26 protein-coding genes are annotated in these 24,766 nt (G+C 68.1%); 21 read left to right on the top strand and 5 right to left on the bottom strand.

Annotated features, from left to right (window positions below):
• Complete coding sequence (locus tag O1Q96_RS37580; protein ID WP_269252370.1) at positions 1-993, top strand: hypothetical protein; 993 nt, start codon at positions 1-3, stop codon at positions 991-993.
• 130 nt (positions 994-1,123) lie between these two features.
• On the opposite strand, the gene O1Q96_RS37575 is transcribed toward O1Q96_RS37580, so the two are convergent.
• On the bottom strand, positions 1,124-3,682 hold the full coding sequence (locus O1Q96_RS37575; protein ID WP_269252369.1) for a tetratricopeptide repeat protein: 2,559 nt from the start codon (positions 3,680-3,682) through the stop codon (positions 1,124-1,126).
• Between the two features lie 1,758 nt (positions 3,683-5,440).
• Here O1Q96_RS37575 and O1Q96_RS37570 point away from each other — a divergent pair.
• Entirely contained in the window at positions 5,441-6,121 is a 681-nt protein-coding gene (locus O1Q96_RS37570; protein WP_269252368.1) for a hypothetical protein, read from the top strand.
• A 15-nt stretch (positions 6,122-6,136) separates the two neighbouring features.
• On the opposite strand, the gene O1Q96_RS37565 is transcribed toward O1Q96_RS37570, so the two are convergent.
• Positions 6,137-7,606, bottom strand: a complete 1,470-nt coding sequence (locus O1Q96_RS37565; RefSeq protein WP_269252367.1) for an ApeA N-terminal domain 1-containing protein — start codon at positions 7,604-7,606, stop codon at positions 6,137-6,139.
• A 219-nt stretch (positions 7,607-7,825) separates the two neighbouring features.
• Between O1Q96_RS37565 and O1Q96_RS37560 the strand changes: the two genes are divergently transcribed.
• Positions 7,826-8,614, top strand: coding sequence for an NUDIX domain-containing protein (locus tag O1Q96_RS37560; RefSeq protein ID WP_269252366.1), 789 nt, complete (start codon positions 7,826-7,828; stop codon positions 8,612-8,614).
• Here the strand turns inward: O1Q96_RS37560 and O1Q96_RS37555 are convergent.
• Entirely contained in the window at positions 8,598-9,605 is a 1,008-nt protein-coding gene (locus O1Q96_RS37555; RefSeq protein ID WP_269252365.1) for an NsdA family TPR-like regulatory protein, read from the bottom strand. The genes O1Q96_RS37560 and O1Q96_RS37555 overlap by 17 nt on opposite strands.
• 730 nt (positions 9,606-10,335) lie before the next feature.
• Here O1Q96_RS37555 and O1Q96_RS37550 point away from each other — a divergent pair.
• The 16 genes from O1Q96_RS37550 to ssb all read left to right on the top strand — a co-directional run bounded on the left by O1Q96_RS37550 (position 10,336) and on the right by ssb (position 21,002).
• On the top strand, positions 10,336-10,593 hold the full coding sequence (locus O1Q96_RS37550; protein WP_269252364.1) for a DUF6284 family protein: 258 nt from the start codon (positions 10,336-10,338) through the stop codon (positions 10,591-10,593).
• Positions 10,590-11,042 (top strand): hypothetical protein, encoded by a 453-nt coding sequence (locus O1Q96_RS37545; protein WP_269252363.1) that lies wholly within the window; start codon positions 10,590-10,592, stop codon positions 11,040-11,042. The genes O1Q96_RS37550 and O1Q96_RS37545 overlap by 4 nt, the downstream gene beginning before the upstream one ends.
• Positions 11,023-12,639: a hypothetical protein gene (locus O1Q96_RS37540; protein ID WP_269252362.1), complete on the top strand. Its 1,617-nt coding sequence runs from the start codon at positions 11,023-11,025 to the stop codon at positions 12,637-12,639. The genes O1Q96_RS37545 and O1Q96_RS37540 overlap by 20 nt, the downstream gene beginning before the upstream one ends.
• 31 nt (positions 12,640-12,670) lie before the next feature.
• A complete protein-coding gene (locus tag O1Q96_RS37535; protein ID WP_269252361.1) occupies positions 12,671-12,943 on the top strand; it encodes a hypothetical protein in 273 nt (90 codons plus the stop codon).
• An 11-nt stretch (positions 12,944-12,954) separates the two neighbouring features.
• Positions 12,955-13,359, top strand: a complete 405-nt coding sequence (locus O1Q96_RS37530) for a hypothetical protein (RefSeq protein WP_269252360.1) — start codon at positions 12,955-12,957, stop codon at positions 13,357-13,359.
• Positions 13,360-13,386: 27 nt separating this feature from the next.
• A complete protein-coding gene (locus tag O1Q96_RS37525) occupies positions 13,387-13,704 on the top strand; it encodes a hypothetical protein (RefSeq protein ID WP_269252359.1) in 318 nt (105 codons plus the stop codon).
• Positions 13,705-13,731: 27 nt separating this feature from the next.
• Complete coding sequence (locus tag O1Q96_RS37520; protein WP_269252358.1) at positions 13,732-14,247, top strand: hypothetical protein; 516 nt, start codon at positions 13,732-13,734, stop codon at positions 14,245-14,247.
• 3 nt (positions 14,248-14,250) lie between these two features.
• Positions 14,251-14,427, top strand: coding sequence for a hypothetical protein (locus tag O1Q96_RS37515; protein ID WP_269252357.1), 177 nt, complete (start codon positions 14,251-14,253; stop codon positions 14,425-14,427).
• Positions 14,428-14,484: 57 nt separating this feature from the next.
• The gene (locus tag O1Q96_RS37510; RefSeq protein ID WP_269252356.1) at positions 14,485-16,503 is read left to right on the top strand and encodes a hypothetical protein; all 2,019 of its coding nucleotides are present in this window, start codon (positions 14,485-14,487) and stop codon (positions 16,501-16,503) included.
• 11 nt (positions 16,504-16,514) lie between these two features.
• Positions 16,515-16,943, top strand: coding sequence for a hypothetical protein (locus tag O1Q96_RS37505; protein WP_269252355.1), 429 nt, complete (start codon positions 16,515-16,517; stop codon positions 16,941-16,943).
• 83 nt (positions 16,944-17,026) lie between these two features.
• Positions 17,027-17,839: a hypothetical protein gene (locus O1Q96_RS37500; RefSeq protein WP_269252354.1), complete on the top strand. Its 813-nt coding sequence runs from the start codon at positions 17,027-17,029 to the stop codon at positions 17,837-17,839.
• Complete coding sequence (locus O1Q96_RS37495; RefSeq protein ID WP_269252353.1) at positions 17,836-19,206, top strand: transfer protein; 1,371 nt, start codon at positions 17,836-17,838, stop codon at positions 19,204-19,206. Before O1Q96_RS37500 ends, O1Q96_RS37495 begins: the two co-directional genes overlap by 4 nt.
• Positions 19,207-19,243: 37 nt before the next feature.
• Positions 19,244-19,558, top strand: coding sequence for a hypothetical protein (locus tag O1Q96_RS37490; RefSeq protein ID WP_269252352.1), 315 nt, complete (start codon positions 19,244-19,246; stop codon positions 19,556-19,558).
• A 22-nt stretch (positions 19,559-19,580) separates the two neighbouring features.
• A complete protein-coding gene (locus O1Q96_RS44370; protein ID WP_331276088.1) occupies positions 19,581-20,174 on the top strand; it encodes a MazG-like family protein in 594 nt (197 codons plus the stop codon).
• Positions 20,175-20,191: 17 nt separating this feature from the next.
• Positions 20,192-20,533 carry a hypothetical protein gene (locus tag O1Q96_RS37480; RefSeq protein WP_269252351.1) on the top strand — a complete coding sequence of 114 codons (342 nt, stop codon included), beginning with the start codon at positions 20,192-20,194 and terminating at the stop codon, positions 20,531-20,533.
• 10 nt (positions 20,534-20,543) lie between these two features.
• Positions 20,544-21,002 (top strand): single-stranded DNA-binding protein, encoded by a 459-nt coding sequence (gene ssb, locus O1Q96_RS37475; RefSeq protein ID WP_269252350.1) that lies wholly within the window; start codon positions 20,544-20,546, stop codon positions 21,000-21,002.
• 143 nt (positions 21,003-21,145) lie between these two features.
• Here ssb and O1Q96_RS37470 read toward each other — a convergent pair whose 3' ends face one another.
• Positions 21,146-21,697 (bottom strand): hypothetical protein, encoded by a 552-nt coding sequence (locus O1Q96_RS37470; protein WP_269252349.1) that lies wholly within the window; start codon positions 21,695-21,697, stop codon positions 21,146-21,148.
• Between the two features lie 23 nt (positions 21,698-21,720).
• Entirely contained in the window at positions 21,721-22,659 is a 939-nt protein-coding gene (locus O1Q96_RS37465; RefSeq protein WP_269252348.1) for an HNH endonuclease, read from the bottom strand.
• Between the two features lie 100 nt (positions 22,660-22,759).
• On the opposite strand from O1Q96_RS37465, the gene O1Q96_RS37460 reads away from it, so the two are divergent.
• Complete coding sequence (locus O1Q96_RS37460) at positions 22,760-23,851, top strand: DNA cytosine methyltransferase (RefSeq protein WP_269252347.1); 1,092 nt, start codon at positions 22,760-22,762, stop codon at positions 23,849-23,851.
• The gene (locus O1Q96_RS37455) at positions 23,848-24,714 is read left to right on the top strand and encodes a bifunctional DNA primase/polymerase (RefSeq protein ID WP_269252346.1); all 867 of its coding nucleotides are present in this window, start codon (positions 23,848-23,850) and stop codon (positions 24,712-24,714) included. The genes O1Q96_RS37460 and O1Q96_RS37455 overlap by 4 nt, the downstream gene beginning before the upstream one ends.
• The last annotated feature ends 52 nt before the right edge of the window (positions 24,715-24,766 follow it).

Raw genomic sequence — 24,766 nt, 5'->3', positions numbered from 1 at the left:
ATGCGGATCCTTGCACAGCCGGCGAGACGCTCGGACAAGACCGTCGAAAAGCACTACCAGGACACCATCGCCAGCCCCGTCGTCTTCGACCAGCACGCCGACCTGCTGGATGCGGCCACCCTGGACGCGCTCAAGCAGCTCTTCCCGGACGGCACCGCCCCGATGTGGGGCGTCATGCCCGGCAAGAACGGGGCCAACCTCCCCGAGATCCGCAAAATGGGGCCCGGATCCTGGGTCTTCTTCAGCGGCGACAAGCGCCTCTACCTCGGCGGCACGGTCGCCCTGACCTGGCGCAGCCCACAGCTTGCGGCACGCCTGTGGGACACCGACGGCGACGGCGAGACCTGGGAGTACATGTACGCCCTCTCCGGCACCCGCGGCTTCGACATCCCCATCGAGGAAGTCCGCGCCCTGCTCGACTGGAAGCCGACCCGCAACATCATGCGCTTCCAGGCCTTCAAAGACACCGAGGCCGACCTCCTCCAGAGTCTCCTGACACTGGAACCCGCCCAGACCGTCCAGCCCGAGGACGAAGAAGCCGCAGCCCAGCAGGCCATCGCCGACTACACCGGCCCCCTGGAGCGCAGCGCCGAGCGCGCCCACCGAGGAGAACAAGCGCACCTCAAGCGCGCCCTGCTCCCCGGCCCCACCGGCGAGTGCGCCCTGTGCGGGCGCACCCTGCCGGCCGCCTTCCTCATCGCCGCCCACATCAAAAAACGGGCCGCCTGCACCGACGACGAGAAACGCGATCTGCAGAACGTCGCGATGCTCGCCTGCCTGCTGGGCTGCGACGGACTCTACGAACGCGGCTTCATCACCGTCTCCGAAGGCGGACAGCTCCAGGTCAGCCCGCTCGCTGCCTCATCACCAGCAGTAGCCCAACACGTCCAAGACCACCTGGCCAACTGCACAACCGCGTGGTGGACGCCGGAACGTGAGCAGTACTTCGCCTGGCACCGCGCACACACATTCCGAAGCGCCCCAGCACCTTGAGTCCGCAGAGTTCGCGTTGCAGGCCAGGTGGCGTGCTGGACGTTCACGGACTGGCGCGTACCGCACCGGATGGAGCGGCAATCGAGACTCGAACTGAGACTAAGGTCTTTCTCAGGAACCCGAGGTCTGCTTAAGCCTCCGCCGCACTGTCGGCGTCCCCCGCCTTTCCCCTATACCGGGCGAGGTTGTGCCGGGTGGAGAGGGTGTCGGGGTGGTCTGGGCCCAGCACCCGTGTCTGGTCGCTCAGCAGCGCGACGAGCTCGTTGACCGCACCCTGAACATCCCCCGCCTCCCCCCGATACCGGGCGAGGTTGTGCCGGGTGGAGAGGGTGTTGGGGTGGTCTGGGCCCAGCACCCGTGTCTGGTCGCTCAGCAGCGCGACGAGCTCGTTGACCGCACCCTGAACATCCCCCGCCTCCCCCCGATACCGGGCGAGGTTGTGCCGGGTGGAGAGAGTGTAGGGGTGGTCTGGGCCCAGCACCCGGATCCGGTCGGGCAGCAGCGCGGCGAACTCGTCGACCGCACCCTGAATATCCCCCACCACTCCCCGCCACCAAGCCAGGTTGTGCCGGGTGGCGAGGGTGTCAGGGTGGTCTGGGCCCAGCACCCGTGTCTGGTCGGTCAGCAGCGCGACGAACTCGTCGACCGCACCCTGAGCATCCCCCACCACCCCCCGATACCGGGCAAGGTTGTACCGGGCCGTAAGTGTGCCGGGGTGGTCTGGGCCCAGCACCCGGATCCGGTCGGCCAGCAGCGCAGCGCCCTCGTTGACCGCACCCTGAACATCCCCCGCCTCCCCCCGATACCGGGCGAGGTTGTGCCGGGTGGAGAGGGTGTCGGGGTGGTCTGGGCCCAGCACCCGGATCTGGTCGGGCAGCAGTGCGGCGAGCTTGTCAACCGCACCTTGAACATCCCCCGCCTCCCCCCGCCACCAAGCCAGGTTGTGCCGGGTGGCGAGGGTGTCAGGGTGGTCTGGGCCCAGCACCCGTGTCTGGTCGGTCAGCAGTGCGGCGCACTCGTTGACCGCACCCTGAACATCCCCCGCCACCCCCCGCCACCAGGCGAGGTTGTGCCGGGCAGTAAGGGTGTCGCGGTGGTCCGGGCCCAAGTGGTGGGTGGTTGTGTCGGTGAGGGTGCGGTAGTAGTCACGGGCGGCGGTGACTTGCCCGGTCTGGCCGAGGCTTTTGCCGGCCTCGAACAGGACGGTGTGGGCGTCGGGGTGGTAAAGGGCCGGGGTCGTCCCCTCGTACAGGGCGGTGGCGTTGGCGCGCAGGGTCTGTTGCAGGGCCGGGTCGCGTCCGTGGCCCGGCCACAGGGCCGCTAGGGCGTCGGCGGTGCGGCGGGCGAGCGGGTGGCGCTGCTTCTCGGGGGTGGTGTCGCGGGCTGCTCGGGCGGTGAGGGCGTGAATGCGCACCAATCCAAGGTCCGAGCTTTCCCCGGGGGGCTGGTGGGTGGTCAGGCTGTAGCGGTCCAGCAGGAGCAGACACGTGCGTATTTGCTCGGCGTGCACCCCGCGTAGTCCGGGACTGGCACGGGGGATGTTGCGGGACGTGCGCGGGCGGCTCAGGCGCTGCCACCACCGGGGGCCTGGCCCGGTCAGGGCGGCAAGCGCCTCGGGATCGGTCCACAGGGCGGCGGGGGAGCCGTTGGGGTCCAGCCGGGCGACGGTGTCCAGGACAGCGCGGGCCAGTCCGGGGTGAGCTTCTTGGGCTTGGACGGCGTCGAGGTTGATAAGCATGGTGGTGTGCACGGCCCGCGCGTAGCCGTCGGCCCCGTCTCCGGGCAGCACCTCGGCCAGTATCCGGCCGGGTTCGGCGAGCATCCGCGCGTAGGCAGCGGGGGTGGTGTCGCGGTTGTTGTCCAGGTAGGCGGCCGCGTGCGACAAAGCCAGCGGCAGCCGCCCCAGCAGGCTGGCGACGGACGCGGCCGGGCACCGGCAGTCGCTGCAGGTGCCGGGGTGGTCGGGCAGGCCGGGGACACGCTGGTGCAGGTAGGCGTGGGCCTCGGCCTCGGTGAAGGCGTCCACGTCGATGCGGGTGCGTCCGGCGGCCAGGGCCTTGCGCTGGCGGGTGGTGGCCAGCACCCAACCACGAGGGTGGGGGCGGGGCCACCAGTCCAGTACCTGGTCCAGGTCCTCGACGTCGTCGATCACCACCAGCCAGCTGCGGTCGGTGGCCTGCAGCCACTCCAGCAGGGCCTGTGCGTCGGTCCGGTCGTCCTCGCCGTGCGCGCCCGGAGCCCGGATCCGGGCCGCGGCCTCCGCGAAGTCCGCGACCAGTTGCCCCGTTCCGCCCTTGGCCGTGGTCCACACCGCCATGTCCACGTCGGAGGCCAGGTAGTAGGAGGCGGCCAGTTGGGACTTGCCGACCCCGCCCTCGCCCACCAGCACTCGCCCTGACTCGGCCGGCCGCGCGAGCACCACGTCTTGGCCGTCCGCGAGGGCCGCCTCCACCAGCGCCCGCAGAGAGGGCCGGGGCTGGAAGGAGGATGCCAGCGGCGGCACCGCTCCCACCCTCAACGGCCACCGCCCCTCCGGCAGGACGTTGTTGACGGTGGTGCGGTTGACCACGCGCGAGCCCGGCGCAAGCGCGGCACCTTGAGCGTCACCGCCGACCGCGACCTCCCCGGCCCGGACATTCCGGCGGCTCATGAAACGGGGCACGCCGCCGGTGCCGTCCTTGTCGTCCATGCTGGTGCCCCTGCTCAAGAGCGGGTTCGCTTGGATCGCTTGCCCAACGCCGCGTCGTTCGCGTCGCCGCCAACAGCAATACCGTCCGGCCCCGACTCCACGTCCACCTGCGCCCCACCCGCACCGGGCCCACGAGCGGAAGCCGGCCCGACGACGTGCGAGTCCTCACCCAGAGCAGCGCCGTTCGCATCACCGGCAACCGCCACACTGCCACCCCGTACCCTCCGCACCGGCCCGGGAGCGGTACGGAAGAACGCCACGACCGACACCACCAGACCCGCCGCCGACAGCACGGTCCCCGCTACCCCAGCCACCTGCGAGGCCGCATTCAACCGACCCATCACCAGCATGACCGCCAACCCAGCTGTCACGAGCAGAGCCGCCACCGCGCACACCCCCAAAACCCAACGAGCCACAACCACACCCCCGAAACTCCCCAGCGCGCCCGAAATCGGGCACCACCAACGCAGTCTCCCAACCCCACCAACCCAATGTCAGCCACATGGCGCGTCCCGCAGATAGATGCCCCGCGCCTCGGGAACGACGAAAGGGCCTGCGATCAGCATTGCTGCTGTTCACAGGCCCTTTCGGTCGTGTGGCAGCGCCGCGATTCGAACCTGGGAAGGTGAAGCCGGCAGATTTACAGTCCGCTAGCTCTGTACCACCTGAACAGGCCTTTCTCTGATTCTGGGACCTTTGGGGGGACACCTGGGGGTAGCGCGCCCTCAAATCGGATAACCAGCCCGACGCCCTACGAGGGCACCGGGGGTCATTGCGGACGGGGGAGCGCCACCCGCTCACCTGCCGCACCCTGGCCAGTGCTAGTCGGAGCTCTTCGTCCCGCCGAGGTCCCTGCGGTCACCTCCCGCGCTCTCAGGGAGAACCCAGGCACCTGCACCAGGCGCGGCGGAGGCCTTGCGAGCAGTGACGATGACCCCCAAGACCGCAGCTCCGGTGCTGATTGGCGTGGCGAGTGCCGGGACAAGCCAGACGCTCAGGATCACGCCGAGAGTAACCAGACCTATCGCGAGTGCTCTGGTGAGAGGAGCGAACCTCTGGGCGCGTTTACCCCGGAGGCGTACATTCATAGAGACACCTTCTTCGTGTGACAACTGAAACGACTTGGGTGTGATCGCGGCCTCCCGTTGCCCCGGGGGGCCGCTTGTCGTTCCGACGTGCCTCAACCTTGCTGTACCGAACGCCACTCTGAGCGAATGCATCCCAAACCCTTTGGCCCGCATGTAGCTTGTTTGGTCGTACGATCAAATCCGCAGGTCAGCCCGCATATGACCTTGCGGGCCAAAGGGTTGCCACTTCTTTCGCCTACGCGGCAAACCCTTTGGCCCGCATGTAGCTTGTTCGGTCGTACGATCAAAACCGCAGGTCAGAGCCTTTCAATCATGCGGGCCAAAGGGTCGAGGAGAGCAAAGGATGCCCCGAAACGCTGAACGCCGAACGCGTCGATTAGAGGCCCTCGATGCCACCGAATCGCGTCTTGAGCAGGCGCTACCCGCGCTGCGCCGCCTTCATCGTCGTGGTGGACGCTGGCCAACTCAGGTCCGGATCAGGTCGGCCTTCTTCGCCGGCGCCCCAGGCGTACCTCCGCCGATAGCCCGTCTCTCCGCCCCTCGCGGCGTTAATCTTCAGGTTTACTTACTGGCTCTATTTGAAGCACAGACCAGGAAACGCCAAGGAGTGCCGGGGCCGTGCCCTATTCCCATTTCGGGCGCAGGTAAGCTTGAGGCATCCTGGACCGCCATGGTGGCCTCAGAAGCCGTGCAGAACACGAAAGCTAAGACGCCAGTCACCGCAACACAAAACCGATCCCGGCAGATCCGCTCATCGATAAAGCGACTCAGTGAGGAAAACCTCGCACTGAGAAATGTGGGAGACCCTAAAAACCCTTTCCCTCTGATGTTGCTGCACGAGTCAGGCTCCTCAGAGGAGGAGAAGTATGGTTACGTCATACCTGACACCTACGAAGGTCCACCATCGATCGTATCTTTGCCATACTTCTTCTTCACACGTGGATGGGTTTACCTCTTGACGGATTCAGAGATCCGTATGTATCTCATCCTAAAACACTTGGCAGGCAGGTTTCCCCGGGAGCACGAAGAAAGAGGCATTTACTGCACCGAACGCGACCGCGAATGGCTGTACGCTATTTCGCGAGACGTATACGAGTCTCACCTTGCGTTAGCGCGTTTTGGCCTTATTGAACTAATCGAGAACCCGATTCGACACAAGGATGGAAAGGTCGTCAACTTCGATTCCTTCTTGAAGAAGGGTGGATTAATCTCACCTCACAGGTTCCGGGTGCTGGATGACCAGGTTCTCCTAGACGAACCTGGACCGAAAATCAGAAGAGCCCTACTCAACTTTCCCCCTAGCCGGGCCCAGATGGTCAATCGGAAAACCCAAGTCGACGCTAGGAATTGATTCGAGTTGCATCAGTCATCCACTGGAATGCCGAGAAAGTTCCCTTTTGAATTTTCGACTTGCCATCCTGATCCGAGGGTGATCGAGTGCAGCTCGTTGCTTCTCTCTGCTGATTCCCAGTTCAGTCATAAGCACGAGGCAAAGCAACGCATAAGTGGTCTCCAAGAGCCAGTATGCCGGAGTGGATTCCGGATTCTGCGATACACGCTCATTGGCGTGCGCGAGATCGTTCCGGGCATTCCTGAGCATTTTCGCCCAGGACTTCCTGTCGGTGAGAAGCAGGTCAACTGCCTCCGAGTCAGGAATTGACGCAAGTTCGAGCATGCGCTCGTTGTACGTAGGATTGTTGCGAAGTCCAGTCTTGACAAACTCCTGAAGATCCTCAGGCTCATCGGCGATGGCCGCGAGCAACTTCCGCTTGAGGGACCTATATTGAGCTTTAGGTAGGGGTGTGCTCGCAGACCTTAGGGAAGCATGGATACTCTCCGCCGCCGATGCCACCCCTAGGAGCCGCGTCCCCACATAGCCGTTACTGATGTATCGCAGCCCGAATAGAATGTCGCATCCCATACGTGACTTCTCTTTGAGGGCAAGCCACCTGGGCGCCAATTCTGCAAAATCAACCTCAGCAAGCGTGAACAAGAAGTCCCGGGACTGCGACTCTTCTTTATCTTTCTCGGTGCGATAAACTTGACGCCCTATAACCTCGACTTCTTTCAAGCGTTGACTTGAGTTTGATGTCGCCTCAGGCAACTCGTAAACAAGAGATCGACCATGAGATCCGCACGGGGCGTAGGAGCAGAGCGTGAGAAGATCCTGCATATCCTTGTGTATTTTGTCAAAGGAGTTGTAAGGCGTCGGCTCAGGCGGACTGAATGTTAGGGCGGCGCGCTCCGTGGCCTTCAGCAACCGCTCGTTCGAGATCGGCTTATGCTGAATATTGAAATCGTCGGTGAGTAAACGCAGAGAAATATTCATGCCGTTGTGTACGGCTGTAACGGGCTCCACGGCGTGAGTGTCGACTTGCCTCTCGCCAGTTGCTTTTCCGTCTTCCAATAGACGCGACAGGTCAAAGCTAGACCGATTTGACCAATGCAGCAGACGCTCCAGCCGCATATGGCTTCGAATGAAGAGTGACTCTTCTAGGCTTGGAAGGTGCACGCCCCGTAGCGCGCGATTAGAGCTCCAGTTCTGCTCTGTAATTTCTCCGCCCAGGAACCCCGATCCGCGAGTGTGAATCGCATGATTGCCGAGCAGAGTAAATAGCGTACTGCCCGACGTTCCATGGATTATTGGAAAATCGCGGGAATCTTCGCTAATGCCATAGCCGTTGCCGCTGGGGAGTGGCGTACGAACCGTGACATCGAAGCCGCCTATGAGTTCTAGCCGCAAATAACCGCCGTCGGCACAATGCAGAGTGCCGGGGCACGTAACCTCCGGTTCCTCCGCCGACCACCATGTTCCTCGCCAACTCAGCTCAGCCATAGGTAGATACTAGTCTTGTCGCGCTCCTCGCGGGCTGAGGGCCTCGTAATTTCACTCGCCATCTCTCGCTCGTCGTTGCTATTTCCATCGAGTGGATTGGCCCTAGCGCTGCGACACGACATCGGCTTACAGGAAACACCCGTCGCACGGCCTGGCGGCAGTGCGCTCCTTGCCCGCTACGCTGGTACGCACCACCTCAGGATGGAGAGTGCCCCGGGAATGGGACCGAAGACGGCGAAGGTCTACGAGACGATTCGTGCACGGCTCGCCTCTGGCGAGTACGCCAGCGGCGACAAGATGCCTTCCGAACGCGCGCTCGTGGAAGAACTCAGCATCGGCCGCACTGCCCTTCGGCAAGTGCTGGCTCGGCTCGTGGCGGAAGGCGCCTTGGAAGTTCGTGGCCGGAGTTCGTATCGGGTGCCGGGGGCAGTGAGCGTTCAGGCGCCGGAAGGGCTGGAGCCCTGGCGTATCCACGGCGAGCGCGACGTCTACGACAACCGTTGGGTCAAACTCCAGCTCTGGGACGTGGAACCGCCCGGTGTGGAGCGCTTCGAGCATCATGTGGTGAAGCTCCACCACGTCGCCGTCACCGCGGTTCTGGACGATCAGGACCGCGTACTGATGATGTGGCGGTACCGCTTCGTCCCGCAGCAGTGGGGTTGGGAGCTCCCGGGCGGCATCGTGGACGAGGGGGAGGACCCCGCGGACACGGCGCTAAGAGAAGTCGTGGAAGAGACGGGTTGGCGACCGAAGTCCGTGGAGCACATCGTCACGTATCAGCCCATGGTCGGCATGGTCGACTCACCTCACGAGATCTTCGTGGGCCACGGAGCCGACCAGGTCGGTTCGCCGACAGACCTGGAAGAGGCAGGACACATCGAGTGGGTGCCCCTAGCTGATATTCCACGGCTCATGGCGCGCGGTGAGCTGATGGGCTCCGGCACTCTCGTGGCTCTGCTCCACATCCTGGCGAGCCGAGGCAAGCAGGGGCTTACAGCCGCGCACTGAGCAGGTCGACACGGCGGCGCTGCCGGACCGAACCGGTGCGGCTGGCCAACAGCCGCGCCTGCCTCAGGTGGGTGTTTGCGTCGTCGTACTCGGCTCGCGCCATGTGCGCCTGTACGAGGTCAGCGTGAAGTCCCGCCTGCGCTCGGACAAAGGACGGGTCTACTACGTCCAGGGCGCCGTACAGGCTGGTGACCGCCTCGTCGTCGCCCAGCAGGGCAAGGATGTTGCCGCGCCATCGAGCCAGGTGGGCACCGTTGAGGAAGATGCTCAGCATGTCGGGGTCTCGGTCATCGGAGCCGGGCGGAATCGTCGCCATGGCCGCATCGAGCGCCCGTCGGCAGTCATCAGGCATTCCGGCATGGGCGCACAACTCGGCTTCAGCGGCGTACAGCCATGCCCGGAGACGGGGAGATCCGGCCTGGCCAAGAACGCGTTGCGCATCGCGCACCAACTCGACGCCGAGAGACGGCCGGCCAGCTTCGCACAGTACGTACGCCTGCTCTGCCATCGCGTGCGCGAGGTACATCGGAGCCTCAGCGTCGTGCGCTGCCCGCTTCGCAAGTTCGTAGTGTCGCCAGGCCCGTTCGACCGCCCCCGAGTCGATCGCTTGCCATGCGGCAAGGGTTGACGCCCCCGCGAGCGCGAGCGCCACGGGGCGGCGCGTAGTGGGCAACACCGCGAAGTTCAGTGCGTCTTCGAGACGGGCGAGATGCCCCGTCATCTGGTCCACAAGGCCCGAAGCGCCCAACTGGCGGTCCATGGTGCGCAGTAGCTCGGTCTGATCGTTGAACGTCTTCACCATGGATTCGCTGACACTGCTGGCCGAATCGATCCTGCTCAGCAGTTCGTCGTACCCGTCGGCCATCGACGGAGCAACCGCGAGCGGACCACCCCTCAGCTCTGCGTCCGTGACGCCGAGAAGCTGCCGCAGGATCGTCGCGTAGCGGTCCGAGAGGGCGCGCTTGCCGTTCTCCCACTCGGACACATACACCCGCAAACTCGCTGTCGACGCGACGTCGGAGAGGTGTCGTCGGGCGTACTGCTCGATCTCGCGAACCAGTCGCTCTTGAGACCAGCCATGCGCCGTTCGTGCGCTCCGAAGTCCTGTGCTCACAGGCCACCGCCCGGCGATAGGTCCACTCACTGACCTTTCCAGCATGCCTCACATCGCCGCAGGTCAACAGGGGTTAACAAGACGGGAGTTAAGTCCTGTTGGCTACCGGCTCCCCCACCTGGACCGGTCTTCTAGAGATGCACCGCGGAGGGCAAACGCCGCTCGACTCAGTGAACGCCCTTGACTCTGGTGCGCACCAGATGCTTACCTTCTGGTGCGCACCAGATGACGGAGTCGCATCCGATTCGCGGTGTGCAAAGGGACCCGGGACAGAGCGGGTCGAGGGCACCGGACAGTCGTCTGCTTCGCGGCGGGCGATCCCTTGGCAGTCCGGATGGCAGACCGAAAGGTCAGGTCTCTGCCTACAACGGGGCCCTAGCGAGCTGTTCCTTGAACCGGCAGCCGCGTCCCCGAAAGAGACCACTCATCCACCGCAGCACGCTGCGGCCGGTTGCCTCCTTCGCCCGTCCGGTGCCGCGCCTGCGACGCCGTACGGGCGGGGCCGAGGGGAGCCGGATTCCACTGGTTCCACGACGGCGCGCGGCTCCCGGGTGGCACCCCGGGAGCCGCTGTTCGGGCCGTCCCACCTTCGAGAGGACAACGACCCATGGAACACATCGCCACAGTTCAGAAGCTTGTTACCACCGGCGAGTTCGACCGCGAGCCGACGGCCGCGGAGCTGGAGGCCATCGAGACCGAGATGCCGCTCATCACAGCGGAAGTCGAGTTGCTGGACGTCCGCATCAGCCTGCTGGACCGGCAGCCGACGGAGCTGGACCAGCGGCGTATCCGCCGCGCCCACAACAAGGTGCTGGCCGAGCGCACGGTGCTGGCCAACCTGCTGACCCCGGAGGAGGCGGCATGATCCGCATCGTCACCGCGGCCCGTCTGCGGGAGTTCCGCGAAAGCGCGACCCGGGCCCGTGCCCGTACTGCCGAGGTGCAGCGGCTGGCGGATGTCGCACTGGTCCGCCATATCCACCAGGTCTGGGAGCTGACGGCCCGAGCCGAGAAGGCCGAAACCGCCACTTCCAACGCTCGCTGGGATGTGGACCTGGCGCAGGCTGAGGCCGCGCTGCTGCGCGAAGAGCTGGAGGCCGTGCGGCGGGACGGGCGGTCGCTGGTGCTGCTGGTGCACTACGGAGTGCCGCACAGCATCCACCGGGGCCGGGAGGCCGCCGAGGCTTACGCGGCCACGCTCGGAGTCGACCGCCACGGCTGGGGACCGCTGACGGACCGTCCGGCGCGTGAGGTGGCCTGGCGGATCCTCGGCTTCACCGCGAAGGAGGGCAGCAATGACTACCTGGCTGCCTGATCTCCCCACCGGGCCCTGGACATGGCTGCTGCCCCTGCTCGGGGCGGTGCTGGCGCTTGCGCTCGCTGCCTGGGCGCTGGGCCGGCTGCGGAAGTCGTCGTGGCTGTCCGGGATCGGCCCGCAGGCCGTTGTCGCGCTCGGAGGCGTCGCGGTCAGCGTGCACGGGCTGTGGGGGTTCGCCACCCAGACCTGTGACCTGCCGACGGTGCTGGCGGTGGCGTTCATCGCGGTGTTCGACGCTGCGGAGATGACGCTGCTGGTCATGATGTACCGCTCCGCCGATCCTGAGGCCGGCTGGACGCGGGAGCTGCGGCTGATGCACCGCACCGCCTGGCTGCTGGTGTCGTTCTCCGCGGCGATGAACGGGGTGCACGCGCCGAACTGGTGGGCCCGCCCCGTGCTGGCCGCGGTGCCAGCGCTGGCCGCGTGGCTGATCGAGCTGCAACTGCGCGGCAAGCTGCACCACGCCCGCCCCGGCCGGGAGGAGGACGACAGCGCGCGTCCTGGTCCGGCCCGGCTGGTGGCGCTGCTGTGGCAGCACGCGTGGGCCGAACTGTTCGCCCTGCTCGGTCTCGACGCCCGCACCTCGTCGTCTGCGATCGCACGGGCAGCGATGGCGCAGCGGGCCGCACTGCGCGTCTACCGGCTGCGCCTGGCCCTGGAGGCCAATAGGCCCCGTCGGGTGCGGCGTTGGCGCCGCAAGGCTCAGAAGGCACTGGACCGTGCGGATATCGCGACCGACCGGAGCCAGGCGCTGGCGTTGGTGCGCCGACTGGCCGCGCTGACCCGCGCGGACGAGGTCGCCCGGCTCAACTACGCCAACCCGACGGCCGTTCTCACGCTGATCGAGGATCTCGCGGTGACGCCGTCTGTGGAGCGCCTGGAGGCCTCCGCACTTGTGGAAGAGGCGGAGGCTGCGCGGCAGCGCGCGGAAGCCGCGCGGGTGGACGCTGAGGGCGCGCGGCAGCGCGCGGCAGACGAACTGGCAGCCGCGCGCACCGAGCTGGAAGCCGTCCGCTCCGAGCATGCCGCCCTGCTGGAAGAGGGCGACACGGTGTCGGGGCGCGCGGAGGCTGCGCAGCAGCGCGCGGAGAGCGCGCGGCAGGAAGAACAGGCCGCGCGGCAGCGTACGGCCAACCTCCTCCGTGAGGCCGAGCAGCAGATCACCGAGCGGCAAACCCAGCTCGATGGCCTCACTGCGAAGGCGCAGGAGGCGGATGCCGCCTATCGCACCCGAGCGGGGTCCTTGGAGCAGCTCAACGGTCAGATTGCTGAGGCCGGCCTGCTGTACGACCGGCTGTGCGGAGACCTCGCCGCCCTGCACCCGCAGGCCCCGGAAGGTGTCGCGGACGGTGGTGAGCCGGGGTGGAAGTCGCCCGCGAAGCAGCAGGGATGGACCTACTACCTGGCCGCGCTGAGCAACAACGCCACCGAGGAGCCGACCGCATCGGACCTCGCGGACCGCTTCGGTGTCGACCCCGGAAACGCGCGGAACTGGCTGCGGGACTTCCGTGCCGCGCGCGCCGCGCAGCTTGCCGCGCGCACCAGTCCCCAGCCGCGCGCCCTGGCCACGGTGAACGGCACACCGCGCGCCTGACACGCCCACGCTTCCGGCCGAGGAGGCCTTGATGAGCCAGCCCACTCAGATCCGCTACACCAGCACGCTGCCCGACGGCACCCCGCTGACGATGGATCACATACGGGCCGATGACCTGGTCCAGATCTACGTCGGCTCTTGGCCCTACGACACGGCCTTCGCCGTGGTCCTGGAAGTCCGCGAGCGCGTGCTGTGCCGCTTCGAGGTCGGGGGTCAGACGCGGTGGACCCCGCGCAAACGCATCGCCAGCCTGCTGCGCGCCGACCCCGACGACCGGTCCGACGCCGGCCCGCTTCCGGCGTAGCGGAGCGTGTCGTGACCCGGCCCCCGATCGCCGCCTCTGCCGTATGGCAGGCCGTGATGGACAAGGCAGGAGGTCGCTGCCAGTGCCACGGCGCATGCGGCAGCAAGCACGATCCCAACCGCCGTGGCCGACAGCACCGCTGCCCGCACTTCAACGGCCAACACCTCAGCAAACAAGGCGAGGTCAAGCTGATCGCCGCACCCCGCGACCTCGCCAACGAAGGCGCCTTCCAGATCGCCGCGACGCTGCCCGCTGAGCGGCTGGTCGCGGTCTGCCCGGACTGCTACGACGCCGTGCGCCGCGCCGCGGCCCGGACAGCCAAGCAGGCACCCGCGCAGGAAGCGGAGCTGTTCGACACCGCGCCGTTCTACGTCTCGCCCGGCAGCACCAAGCAGGCCGACGTCGGCGCCGCCTGACCCTTCAACTCCCCTTGGAGATCCGCCGTGAACACCTCACAGACGCGGCGTCGCCGCATCGCGTCACTGCTCATCATCGCCTGCGCGCTCGCGGTGGGCGCTTCCACCGGCGTGCGGCTGGCCGCTTACGGTGTCCCGTTCGCCCTGCTCACCGCCTGTGTCCTGGGGATTGCGTCGTCGTCCCTGTGGCTGTACAGCCACATCGATGCAGCGCTGACGTCGACCACGCACCGCTGCAGGGCCCCCTACTGCACGGTCCAGGTGCGGATGCGGCACGTCAGCGCCGCCGATTCCCTTCGGTGGCAGGAGATCGCAGCCGCCCACCCCACCCACGACACCCGCTGACCCCGCAGCACCGTTGGAGGTTTCCGCATGCACGACAACAGCACCCGGTGGACGTCGGACCACCTGACCAAACCCGGCGGGACCGCGCTGTACGCGGCTCAGCAGCGCGAGCGGCTGCGGCAGATGGCCGACCAGGTCCAGGCCCTGCTGGGCGAGTACCAGGCCGACCTGGAAGCGGTCCGTATCGACGGTGACAAGCCGTTCGAGCGGCGCCTGCGCGCCTACTTCGCCTCCCGCCCGCTGGCCAATCTGGAAAAGTCCCTGCGCGCCGCCGTCAACGCGATCGGCAAGCTGGACCCCGAATTCCAGCGCCGGTTCGTGGAACTGCCCGCGAAGCGGGAGCAGAAGGCAGAGGCCAAGGCCCTGGAAAAGGCCCGTTCGTCCGGGGCCTCCAGTTCCCGCTCCGTGAATACTGCCGCGCACCTCCAGAGCCTCTCGCAGGGCCTGCAGGAGCCTGCAGCGGGTGGAACGGGACTGGCCGCCACTAATTCGCCGGAGGGAGCGGAGCCGACGTTCCTGGGCTTCCTGGAGAAGGGAGCGTAAGCGGTGCTTTCCCCGAAGCAAGTCGCCTACTGGGAGGCCCGGCTGGCGGCCACGGCGACGAACAAGGACCGGGCCCGCGCGCTGTGGGACCTGGCCCGGACCCTGGCCGGCGACGACGAAGCCAGGTGGGCCGATCTGGTCCGGATGCTCCAGGCTTGGACGCAGGCCCACACGTCGTAACGCTCCGCGCTCATCATCATCACTTCACCGCCCGTCATCGGGGGTCGCAAGGCGCGCGTGCGCGCGTACGCGTGCCGCTTTGCGATCTTGATAACGGGCGGTGATGAACCGAAGGGACGGCCTATGGCCGACGACGGCCCCGGAGGGACGGTCCTGCGGCTGAGGGTGCCCGGGGCGGTGGGAGACGATCCGCCGCCCGCCCCGGACGGCTTCCCCGCCCTGACCCCCCTGCCCGACCTCTCCCCGCCCGCTTCTCTCTCGCTCCCCGAGCCGGTGAATATCGCCGGCAATCTGCCCGCCACGCACCCTGATTCCGGAATGCCGGACGATTCCGATAGTCAGGGCCATGGTGTGGCCGCTATGTCGGTGGTCATGATGACCGGCATCACGGTGGCCGCGATGCGCGGCGCCTATTACGTGGCCGCCTATCTGAAGGCCCGCCAGGAACATCATCGGGCCATCGCCGATCAGCAGAAGGCGGCGGCCGGTAAAGCGAAACTGGACCTGGAAATGGCGCGCATAGCGGCCAACGGGACACGGCAGAAGGCGCGTATTCAGTCCGGACCGGAATTCGGTCGGTCCCGGAGTTCCCAGGGCGGCGCCGGCCGCCATGGCTCCGCACGGAGTGCCGCCCCGGCAGCCCTGCGGGCTCCTGCGCCGTCCAAGTCACCTACCGGTAGTACTTCCCGTGCGGGTGGCAAGACGGCCGGCGGCCCCTCAGGCGGGCGCTTGCCCGCTCCCAGGGATCGGCGCACGCCGAAGCTCGACAAGCCGCGCAGGAAGGATCCGGAGACCCCCGGCAAGAACAAGAACAAGGGCAAGACGGACAGGGGCTCGGGGATCAGATCGGCCATCCGGGACCGTGCGGCCGGCCGCATCCGCTCCGGACCGGTGGCCAAACCCGAGCGCACTCCGGGCATCACGGACGCGGCCCGTAGCCGGGTCGCCGATCGGCTTCGCAACGGCCCTGCGCCCAAGCCGGTCAAGCCGGAGCGGCGCCCCGGGATCCGCGACGCCGCACGGGCCCGCGTGGCGGACCGCATCACCAGAGGCTCCTGGAAGCCGACCGGCCCCAAACCCGACAAGGCCCCGAAGACGATCCGCGACGCGGTGCGCGCCCGGATCGCTGACCGGATCCGCACCGGCCCGAAGTCCACACCGGACGCCCTGAAAGCCGACCTCAAGAAGGGGCCCAAGGCCGGTCCGAAGGGCTCCACGACCGCCCCCGGGGCCGACACCAAGACTGCCCGCGGCAAGGCCCGCAAGGCCAAGAGCAAGCGGCCCGGTGGACCCGGCCCGGCATCAGCCGCTCCCGGCAGCAAGAGCAAACGGACGTCCACGGCCAAGGGCGCCAAGCGCAAGACCGATGGGCCAAAAGCGCGGGGCAAGGGCCGCTCGACTCGGGACCGGTGGGAGCGGACCGGCGCGCGGCGCACTCATGGCAAGACCACCGGGCCGAAGACTCCCGGCGCGTCCGGCGGCGCCTCTGGTACTGGGGCGTCTGCTGGTCCGCCGCCGGGATGGGGCCACGCGCAGGGCGTCACCTGGACGGTGACGCGAGATGACGCCGGGCCTGGAACCCAGGCCCGGCGCTGGGAGCCGCAGGCCGTCACCCGCGGCCGTGCGGCTCTTCCCGCAGGAACGACGAAAGGAGGGCCTATGACAGCCCCCGTGCCCGCCCAGACGCCCAACACCCAGTACGCGGACGCCGAATTGACGATCTATGACGTCATCGAGGCCGACGCCGACATGGCCGAGGAGATCACCCAGGGCGCGGAGGAGGCCCACCAGGCTGCGGAGGGCTGCGATGCCCTCAGGGAACGACTGGAGGCCCTACACGCCAAGATCCTGGAGCTGAAGGTTCCCGGGGTCCTGGAAGGCCTGGTGCTCCTGCTCTGGGAGAAGGCCGCCAACGTCAAGGCCCACGCGGAGGCCGTGGCGGAGAAGATCCCCGCCGCTTCCGAGGCCATCGCGCAGGCCGGCACGAACGCGGAGACACGCCACCGGCCGCTGGCCGATGCGGTCCGCGACGCCGGCCACACCGCGCCCGCCGAGCGCGACTACCACAACGAATAGGAGGACACTTCGTGTCCGATCTTGTTCCGCGTACCGCGGACGTCCTGGCCAAAGCCGGTGGCGTCATCGCCGAAGGCGTGCGCTACGGCGTCGTCATCGTCCAGCTCACCGCAGCTGGAGCCAAGTTGCGTGGCCTGTCCGAACAGGTCCGTTCCACCTACCGCTACGTGGAGAACTGCGCGCAGTCGGTGGACCGGCTGGCCGACCAGGCCGCCGCACTGAATGTGGATCCCGACACCGTCAGCGAGCACCGTGACGCGGCCACCCTCATGCGCTCGGTGCTGGAGGAGGCCGAGGCCATGGCCGAGGAGACGGAAGAGCTGTCGACGCTCTTCCAGGAGACCGCCGACGCCCACCAGGCCGACTACGGCCCGGTGGCGGAGACGGCCAGCTCGATGGACGTCCCGATGGCCGAGCGGGAGTTCTACAGCAACCGCTGACCACACCACCGCAGTTCAAGGGCGGCGGACCGCACTTCGTGTCCGCCGCCCTTGGCCTGCCCGCGCGGCAAAGGAGCCCGCTCATGATTCGTCTTGGACCTGTGCGCGGCGGCATCGCCGTGGCCCGCAACTGCATCGGCCGTCTCGCCACCCTGACCGGCGCCGCCGCCCTGACCACCTGCGCCTTCACACCCGATCTGTATGGCGCCTCGCTGGCCGCGGCGATGGCGGCGGCCGGCTGGGGAGCTGTGTGGTCGGTCACGCTGCCGCCCGGCTACATCCGGGAAGCCTCCGCCTCGCTCTACCTCGCCCCGTCCGTGTCGATGGCCGTTCTCCTGACGGTGGAGCGGATCGTGCCCGGGGTGCAGTGGTGGGAGCTGACGCTGGACGCGGTGTGGGCCGCGGCCGTCTGGTTCATCCGGCCCGCCCGCCTGGCCCGCGTCTGGGCAGGCCGCGAACCCTCCCTCAACCCCCACCTCCTCCCTGTCCCCAAGCCCGTCACCGTGGCGGCCGGCTCGCAGCACCCGATGTCGCTGTGGTGGGCGCAGCACGTGGCCGTGCAGGGCGGTGCAGCGCCGGGGACGGTGCTGGAGGCGGTGGAGCAGACCGGGCCGAAGTCGCTGCGGGCCGTCATCCGCTCCACGCTGCCCGGCCAGCCGGTGCCGGAGGTCTCCCCGCACCACCTGTCCGCGCTGCTCGACTGGCCCGAGGAGGAGATCAGCATCCGTCCCGTGCCCCGCCGCGGCGCCGGTGTGCGGCAGCTGACCGTCGGGCACGGCGCGACCGTCGTGGACCTCTACAGCCTGTGGGAGGAGCAGATCGCCCCCAAGGGCATGCCCGGAACCCGCATCACCAAGGTCCGCACCGTCAACACCGGGACGGAGCTGGACGGGTGAGCACCATCCACGAACTCACCGTGGAAGGCGCGCCCGGCGACATCATCACCTTCGACCCCGTCCGCCTGGCCGGCGCCCTGCACATCGATGATCCGTCCCGGCTGGCGGTGGAGACCGACGGCATGCACCGGGCGCTGGTGACGATCTATCCCGCCGATCCGCTCGCCCACGTGCGCCTGGACGATCCGGGCCTGCTGGTGATGGACCGCCACGGCCGCCTGCCGGTGGGCCGCTACCACAACGGCCGCCTGACCCGGATGCGGCTGTACGATCCGCACACCGGCTCCGCACAACGCTCCTTCCTGTTCGGCACCACCGGGGCGGGCAAGTCGACCGCCAACCACATCCTGCTCGCAGGGGAGAAGCGCTCCGGGGTCATCACGTTCCTGGCCGACCTCAAGGGCGGTCAGTCCGTCCCCGAGGCGCGCGGCAACGTCGACTGGTTCGTGCGCACTCCGCAAGGGGCAATGGCGCAGCTACGGACCGCGTGGCTGGTCATGCACGAACTCCAGGACATCTACGCCGGCATGGGCCGCTCCAAGTTCCTGATCAACCAGCCCTACCGGCTGCTGTCGGTGCGCATCGACGAGGCCAACCGGCTGCTGGAGAAGGGCTCCCCCTACCGGGCAGAAGCCACCTTCTACATCCGCGACCTGGGACGCACCGGCCGCTCCCTGGGCATCGGCATCCACCTGTCCGCCCAGGCCAGCCAGCTCGATGAACTGGGCGGCTCCGACACCCTGCGCAGCATGCTCAAGGACGGCGACGTGGTCCTGCTGCGCTGGACGTCCTCGATGATGCGGCAGATCGTCACCGACGGCCTGCTCCCGGCCGGGCGGACGCCGGCTCCGATCCCGAAGTACGCCGGATCGCTGCGCCTGGTCTCGCAGTTCGACGACGAGACCGACGACGAAGACCTGCCCAGCACCGCCGGCGGCGGCTACCTGCTGACCGGGCCGCGGCCCGTCTCGCGGATGCGGTTCTTCACCGTCGGCTCCCCGATGCCGACCACGGGCCTGGACCCGAACATCCTCGCTCTGTACGGCGATGGCCCTGTGGCCGGCCTGGATGCCTCCCTGCACAAGGCGGCCGGTGACGCCTACGAAGGGCGCTTGGACGGCCCGGAGGCCATGGCCGCCATCTTCCCCAGCACCGACCCCGACGCCCCCACAGCGGCCCACGGGCCTGCTCCCGCGGCGATGCGACCGGGCCGTGCGCTCACCCTCGCGGACCGCGTCACGGCTGTCCTGGAGAACGCCGACGGGCCGATGGACGCACGCGCAGTCCTGGACGCCGTCAACGCCGACGGCGGACGCACCGTGCGCCTCGGCAGCGTCCGCAACACCCTCACCACCCTCAAAAGCTGACCCTCCCCACCTGCGCAGGACTCGAAGGGAGCACGTCATGCACCACACCAACCCACCACCCGGACACCTCGCCCCGCACATCCCCGCCGACGCTTGGCGCCGCGCCGACGCCACCGGAGAACGCCTCGTCATCGTCGTCCAGCCCACCGGCCAGACCGGCATCCCGTGGCGCCGAGTTCTGGTCCCGTTCGCCATCGCCGGCGCCGCCGCCCTGGGCGGCTGGGGCCTGGTCGCCGCGCTGTGCGTGCTGCTCGATGCCGCCGCCCACACCGCAACCGTCATTGCCAGCGCAGCCGGACCCCTAGGCATCGGCGGCATCACCCTCAAACTCGCCCGCCCCAAGGGCAACTGATCACACCGACGGAAGGAAGCACATGGGCACCACTGTGAACTCCCCCTCCCTCCCGATCCCGGACGGGCCGATCGACACCGAACCCCTTCCGGCCCCGGGGACCGGCACGGCGACACTCCACTGCGCGCTGCTGAACGAACTGTCCCGGGCCGGCGTCGAACTGGGCCGCTACGACCACCGGATCGTGGACTGGTTCGCCCACTGGGACCCCGCCACGGTCGCGGTCGTGGCCAGCTTCATCCGCCGCGCCTCCCGCCACCAGGAGCGGACGCTGTGGGAGCACGTGGGCACCGTCGTGGACTGGCTGGACGCCTCCAACGGCACCAGCGCCCACGAAACCTCGATGCGCCTGCTGAAGGTCACCGAAGAAGCCGGCGAAGTCGCCCAGGTGTACATCGGCATGCAGGGCCGGAACCCCCGCAAGGGCACCACCCACACCCCCGGCGACGTCGCCACCGAACTGGTGGACGTCATCCTCGCCGCGATGGTCGCCCTCCACGAGTTCCACGACGACCCCGCAACCCTCCTCACCAGCGTCGCCAAACAGCGTCAGGAACGGCTGGCCGCACTGCTCGAAGGCCGCACCAACACCGGATCCGCCTCCACCCGCGCCTGACCTCGAAGGAGTCACGCATGGCGTGCGAAGAGCCCGAGACCAGCACCCAGGAACCGGCGGAGCATCGGGCACGCTGCCTGATCTGCCGCACCGCGATCACCTGGATCGACTGCCCCACCGGCGGCTGGTGGGCCCACGACACCCACCCCGGCGACGACCACAACGCCATCCCCATCCCCGTCTCGGACACCCCGCTGGGCGCCGCCGTGGCACGCGTGGACGCCGCCCTGACGGTGGAGGCCGACCATGAGCGGGCCGCGCGGCTCTACGCGCTGCTGATCCGTCTGTCCGCGGCCGAGTTCGAGTTCACCGACGGTGCCGCCCTCGTTCCCGCCCGCACCGCCCACCCCGAAGCCTGAGGAGTCCCGCATGTCGTTCGGAGAAACCCCGATCACTGTCATCGGCAACCTGACCGGTGACCCGGAGCTGAAGTTCACCGACTCCGGAGCCGCGCTGGCGAAGTTCACCATCGCCGCCACCCCGCGCACCTACGACAAGGACTCCGGCCAGTGGAAGGACGGCACGTCCACCTTCTTCCGCTGCGCCGCCTGGCGCTCCCTCGCTGAACACGTCGCCGAGTCCCTGACCAAGGGCTCGCGGGTGGTCGCCTCCGGCCGCATCCGGCAGCACGACTGGAAGACCCCCGAGGGCGAGAACCGCTCGATGCTCGCCCTGGAGATCGACGACATCGGCGCCTCCTTGCGGTTCACCACCGTCGGCATCAACGCCAAGCGGCCCTCCCAGCCCGGCCCGTCCGGTGACGACCCGTGGGCCGCCACCGACACCCCCGTCGGCAGCGGCAAGCCGGACGCCAAGCCCCCGTTCTAGCTGCGCCAAGGGCGGCCCCCACCTCTCGCCAAAGAACGCGGGGCCGCCCTTGCCAGCCAGCACCCTTGAGGGAGCGGCAGTATCCATACTGGCGCGGACACATACGTCCAGCCAGCCAGAGAGGGCCTGTGACGGGCGCGCATTCAGGGGGAGTTGTTCACTCCCAGGTCTGCCCGCATGACAGCGCGCATCTCTTTCCACCGCTCCCAGATCCACTGAAGGTACGCCTGGATCACGTCGAAGGAGTCGTCCGGGTCCGGGTTGCCTTCCTCCAGGCACTTGGTCCTGCGGTATCCCTCGGACAGTGCCTTGGCCACGTCATCGAGCTGGGCCAGCACGGCGGCCGAGGCGACCATCTGGGCTTCGGCGAATGCGGCGTGGTGTGCGTGGCGGGCTGCTTCCAGTGCTTCCTTGCCTGCCTCTGTGACCTCGTCGCGGTGTACGTGCCATAGGTAGTTCATCAACTGGATGCGGTAGCGGCGGTAGGCCGCATTCGTTTCGACGTAGCAGGTCCGGCGCGCAGCAAGTTCTGCTTGCCGCTGTTCGCGCTCCCACTGTGCCTGGGCTGCCTGCTGCTGGCGTTCGAACTCTGCCCTCTGTCCCTTTGCACTGGATCTCTGGGCTAGGACCGGCGCAAGCAGGGTTCCGGTGACACCCACGACTGCTGCGACCAGTGCGATGGCAGTGCTTCCCACGGCATCTCCCTGGTTCGTAAGGGCTATGAATCGGCCCTGTGCGTGTTCCAGTGCGCCGTCAGCCACAGCCGGTGCTCGGGACGCAGGCTCAGTTCGAGCGGCTTGCCGTGGAGCTCCGCATACGCGGGATAGGCGTCAAGTCCGGGGTCGGTATCCAGCAGATCCGTCTCCGGGTCGACCGCTATGCGGCCGCTGTCGAACAGCCGGTGCAGATCCCGGCGCAGGAGCAGCCCTCCGAAGTCGTGGTGCTCACCGGTTTCGGCGTAGCTGTACAGGTGCGCTGCCTCGAGCACGTCGGCAGGGGCCGGTCCGCTGATGGCGCACTGCTCGCCCTGCTCGCGCAGCAGCGCGGCCCGGAAGGCCGCCTGCCCGACCCGGGTGCGGACCTTGGCGAACCGGTGGCCGCCCGGGATGGGCACCCGCTTGTACTGCTGTCCGGCCAGGCCTGAGACTGCGTCCGCCTGCTCGGTCGCCAGCAGCGCATCGCGCAGCTTCTCCCAGCGGGCCGGGCGCATGCTCAGCTGCGAGTTCGGCGAGTCACACAGCGCCCGGAGCTCTGCCCCGGCCAGCAGGCCGCGGCCGTCAATCCAGGTTCGCCCGTGCCGGGACCGGTAGGTGGTGACTGTCTTCACCTTGTGCCCGGGTGTGTCGAAGGTGGCACCGCACTGGTTGCAGCGGCAGGCCGGGGTCATCCGAGACCGCCGCTTGAAGTCGGCTTTCTTGCACTGCGGACAGAAGTAGACGGTCTTGTCTGCCGTGCCGGTGTCGATGCCGTGGATGACCGAGACGCCGATCAGTTCCTTCTTGTCCCACAGCGCGATCACGTCCCCCACCGCCAGATGCGCGTGATTGGGCACGGTGCTGTCCCAGCTGTAGTGCTGTCGCGGGTTGTCGTCGTAGCCGTCGTTCCCGCCGTGCTGCCGCGCCTCGCCCACCGCCAGCACCAGCCACGCCGTCGTCATACCGCCCCCTCGTTCAGTCACAGACCGGGGCAGCCGCTCTCTCGCCAAAGACCGCGGCTGCCCCTTCTCCAGAACCCCTACAGGACCGGAGAGGACCAGCATGACCTACCCCACTGACAACCGGCGAGCCCTCGGCCCGCCGCCGGGGATTGTCGCCTTGTGCGCCGGCTACGGCGGACTCGAAGCAGCAATCCGGGCCCGGATCGGCGGCCAGGTCGCCGCGTTCGCAGAGAACGACCCGCACGCCTCTGCGGTGTACGCCGCACGTCATTCCGGGGTGCCCAACCTCGGGGATATCACGGCCGTGGACTGGCGCCAGGTCCGGGACCTGTACCGGCCGGACGTGGTCGCCGCCGGTTTCCCCTGCCGTAACACCTCCAACGCTGGACGAAGGGACGGGATCAATGGCAAGTGGTCGCGGGTCTGGAAAAATGTCGCTGAGGCTGTGGGCGTCCTTCGACCGCGTCTCGTGTTCCTGGAAAACGTGGCGGCGCTCCGCTCGCGGGGGCTGGACGTCGTCGCCGCGGACCTGGCCGCGCTCGGGTATGACGCGCGGTGGACATGCGTACGAGCTGGTGACCTCGAAACCGGCGCGCCGCACCAGCGCGACCGCTGGTTCTGCATCGCCCATCCCGCTGCTGAAGACCCCGACCTCTCAACTTGGGACGAATGGCGGCCCTCAGCCCCCGGCGAAGCGCAAAGCGGGCGGGCACGGTCCGACACTGGAGGACGAAGTGGTCTTCCTGCTCCCTCCGCAGGAGCTGAGGGACTAGAACTGCTGCCCACGCCGGCCGCCCGCGACTGGAAGTCCGGCGCCTCCAATCTGCTGGAGGTCAACTCCCGGCCGCTCAACGAGTTCGTGGTCAACCGGCTGCCGTGGCGTGGCGACTGGATCGCCACGAACGGAGTCGACTACGGGCCCGCAATCCGCCGCTGGGAGACCATCGTGGGCCGCCCGGCGCCCGAGCCCACCGAGCCCGGAGACCGCGGCAACCGCCGTCTGTCCCCGCTGTTCGCGGAATGGCTCATGGGTCTGCCCGCCGGCTGGGTCACCGCTGTCCCGGGCATTCCCCGCAAGGAACAGCTCAGGATCATCGGCAACGTCGTGATCCCCCGACAGGCCCACCACGCCTACGGCCTGCTCCTCAGCGCTCACACGACCGCACAGCGTGAGTGGAGGACGGCCGCATGAGCCACCTGCGGATCGCCCTGGAGCTGGCAGCGGCTGGGGTCCCGCCGTTGCCGCTGCGGGCAGGGAAGGTGCCGTTCGGTAACTGCCGCTCCTGCACCGGCGGCGCATGCGGCGGACGTCCACACATGAAAAGCGTGGGAGAGTGCCGCTGCCTGGACGTTTGCCACGGCTGGGCCGCGGCCACCACCGACACTGCTGTACTCACGTCCCCCGCGTGGGCGGCGGCATGGCGCAAGGCTCAAGCAGTCGCTTACCACCCCGCCGGGGCAGGGCTCGCCGTCGTGGACCTGGACGACGCTCATGCCGTCGCGTGGGCCCGTCAGAGCCTGCCACCGACCAGGACCGTGCTCACGACTCGCGGAGAACACTGGATCTACCTCGGGACCATGCCGTCAGCCAACTCGGTCCAGCCTGGCGTGGACATCAAATCCCGCAGGGCATACGCCCGCTGGCTCGGACCCGGCACCGGCACCATGACGCACCTGCCGTCGGCCGTCCGCGCCCTGGTCGTAAGGGAAGAGGCCACCCCCGCACGTGCGGGGGTGGCCTCTTCGTCCCCCGTGCGTGCCACCTGGGATCGAACCGTCGCGACCGGCTGCCGCCACACCGAGCAGTACGTGCGCATCGGCCTCCAACGCGGCCTCGCCATGGTCCGCAGCCACACCGAATCTGGCGCGGGATCACAGGCATTCCAGGTGGCCCGGTTCCTGGGAGCCCGGCACGCACAGTGCCCCGGACCGTGCGCACTGGACGTCATCGGGGCGCAGATCATCGCCGCCGCCGTCTCCGTCGGCGTCCCTGAGGCGTACGCGGAACGCGCCGTCACCAACGGCCTCAACGAGATCTCAGGGAGGGCCGCATGAACTTCCGTCCTCACACGCTGTACAACGCCAAGCAGGCTGTGCCCCGGACGAC

The organism is Streptomyces aurantiacus (genome assembly GCF_027107535.1).
Taxonomy (GTDB): domain Bacteria; phylum Actinomycetota; class Actinomycetes; order Streptomycetales; family Streptomycetaceae; genus Streptomyces.
Note: the sequence above shows the minus strand (reverse complement) of the source record. Positions and strands in the feature narration are given on the sequence as shown.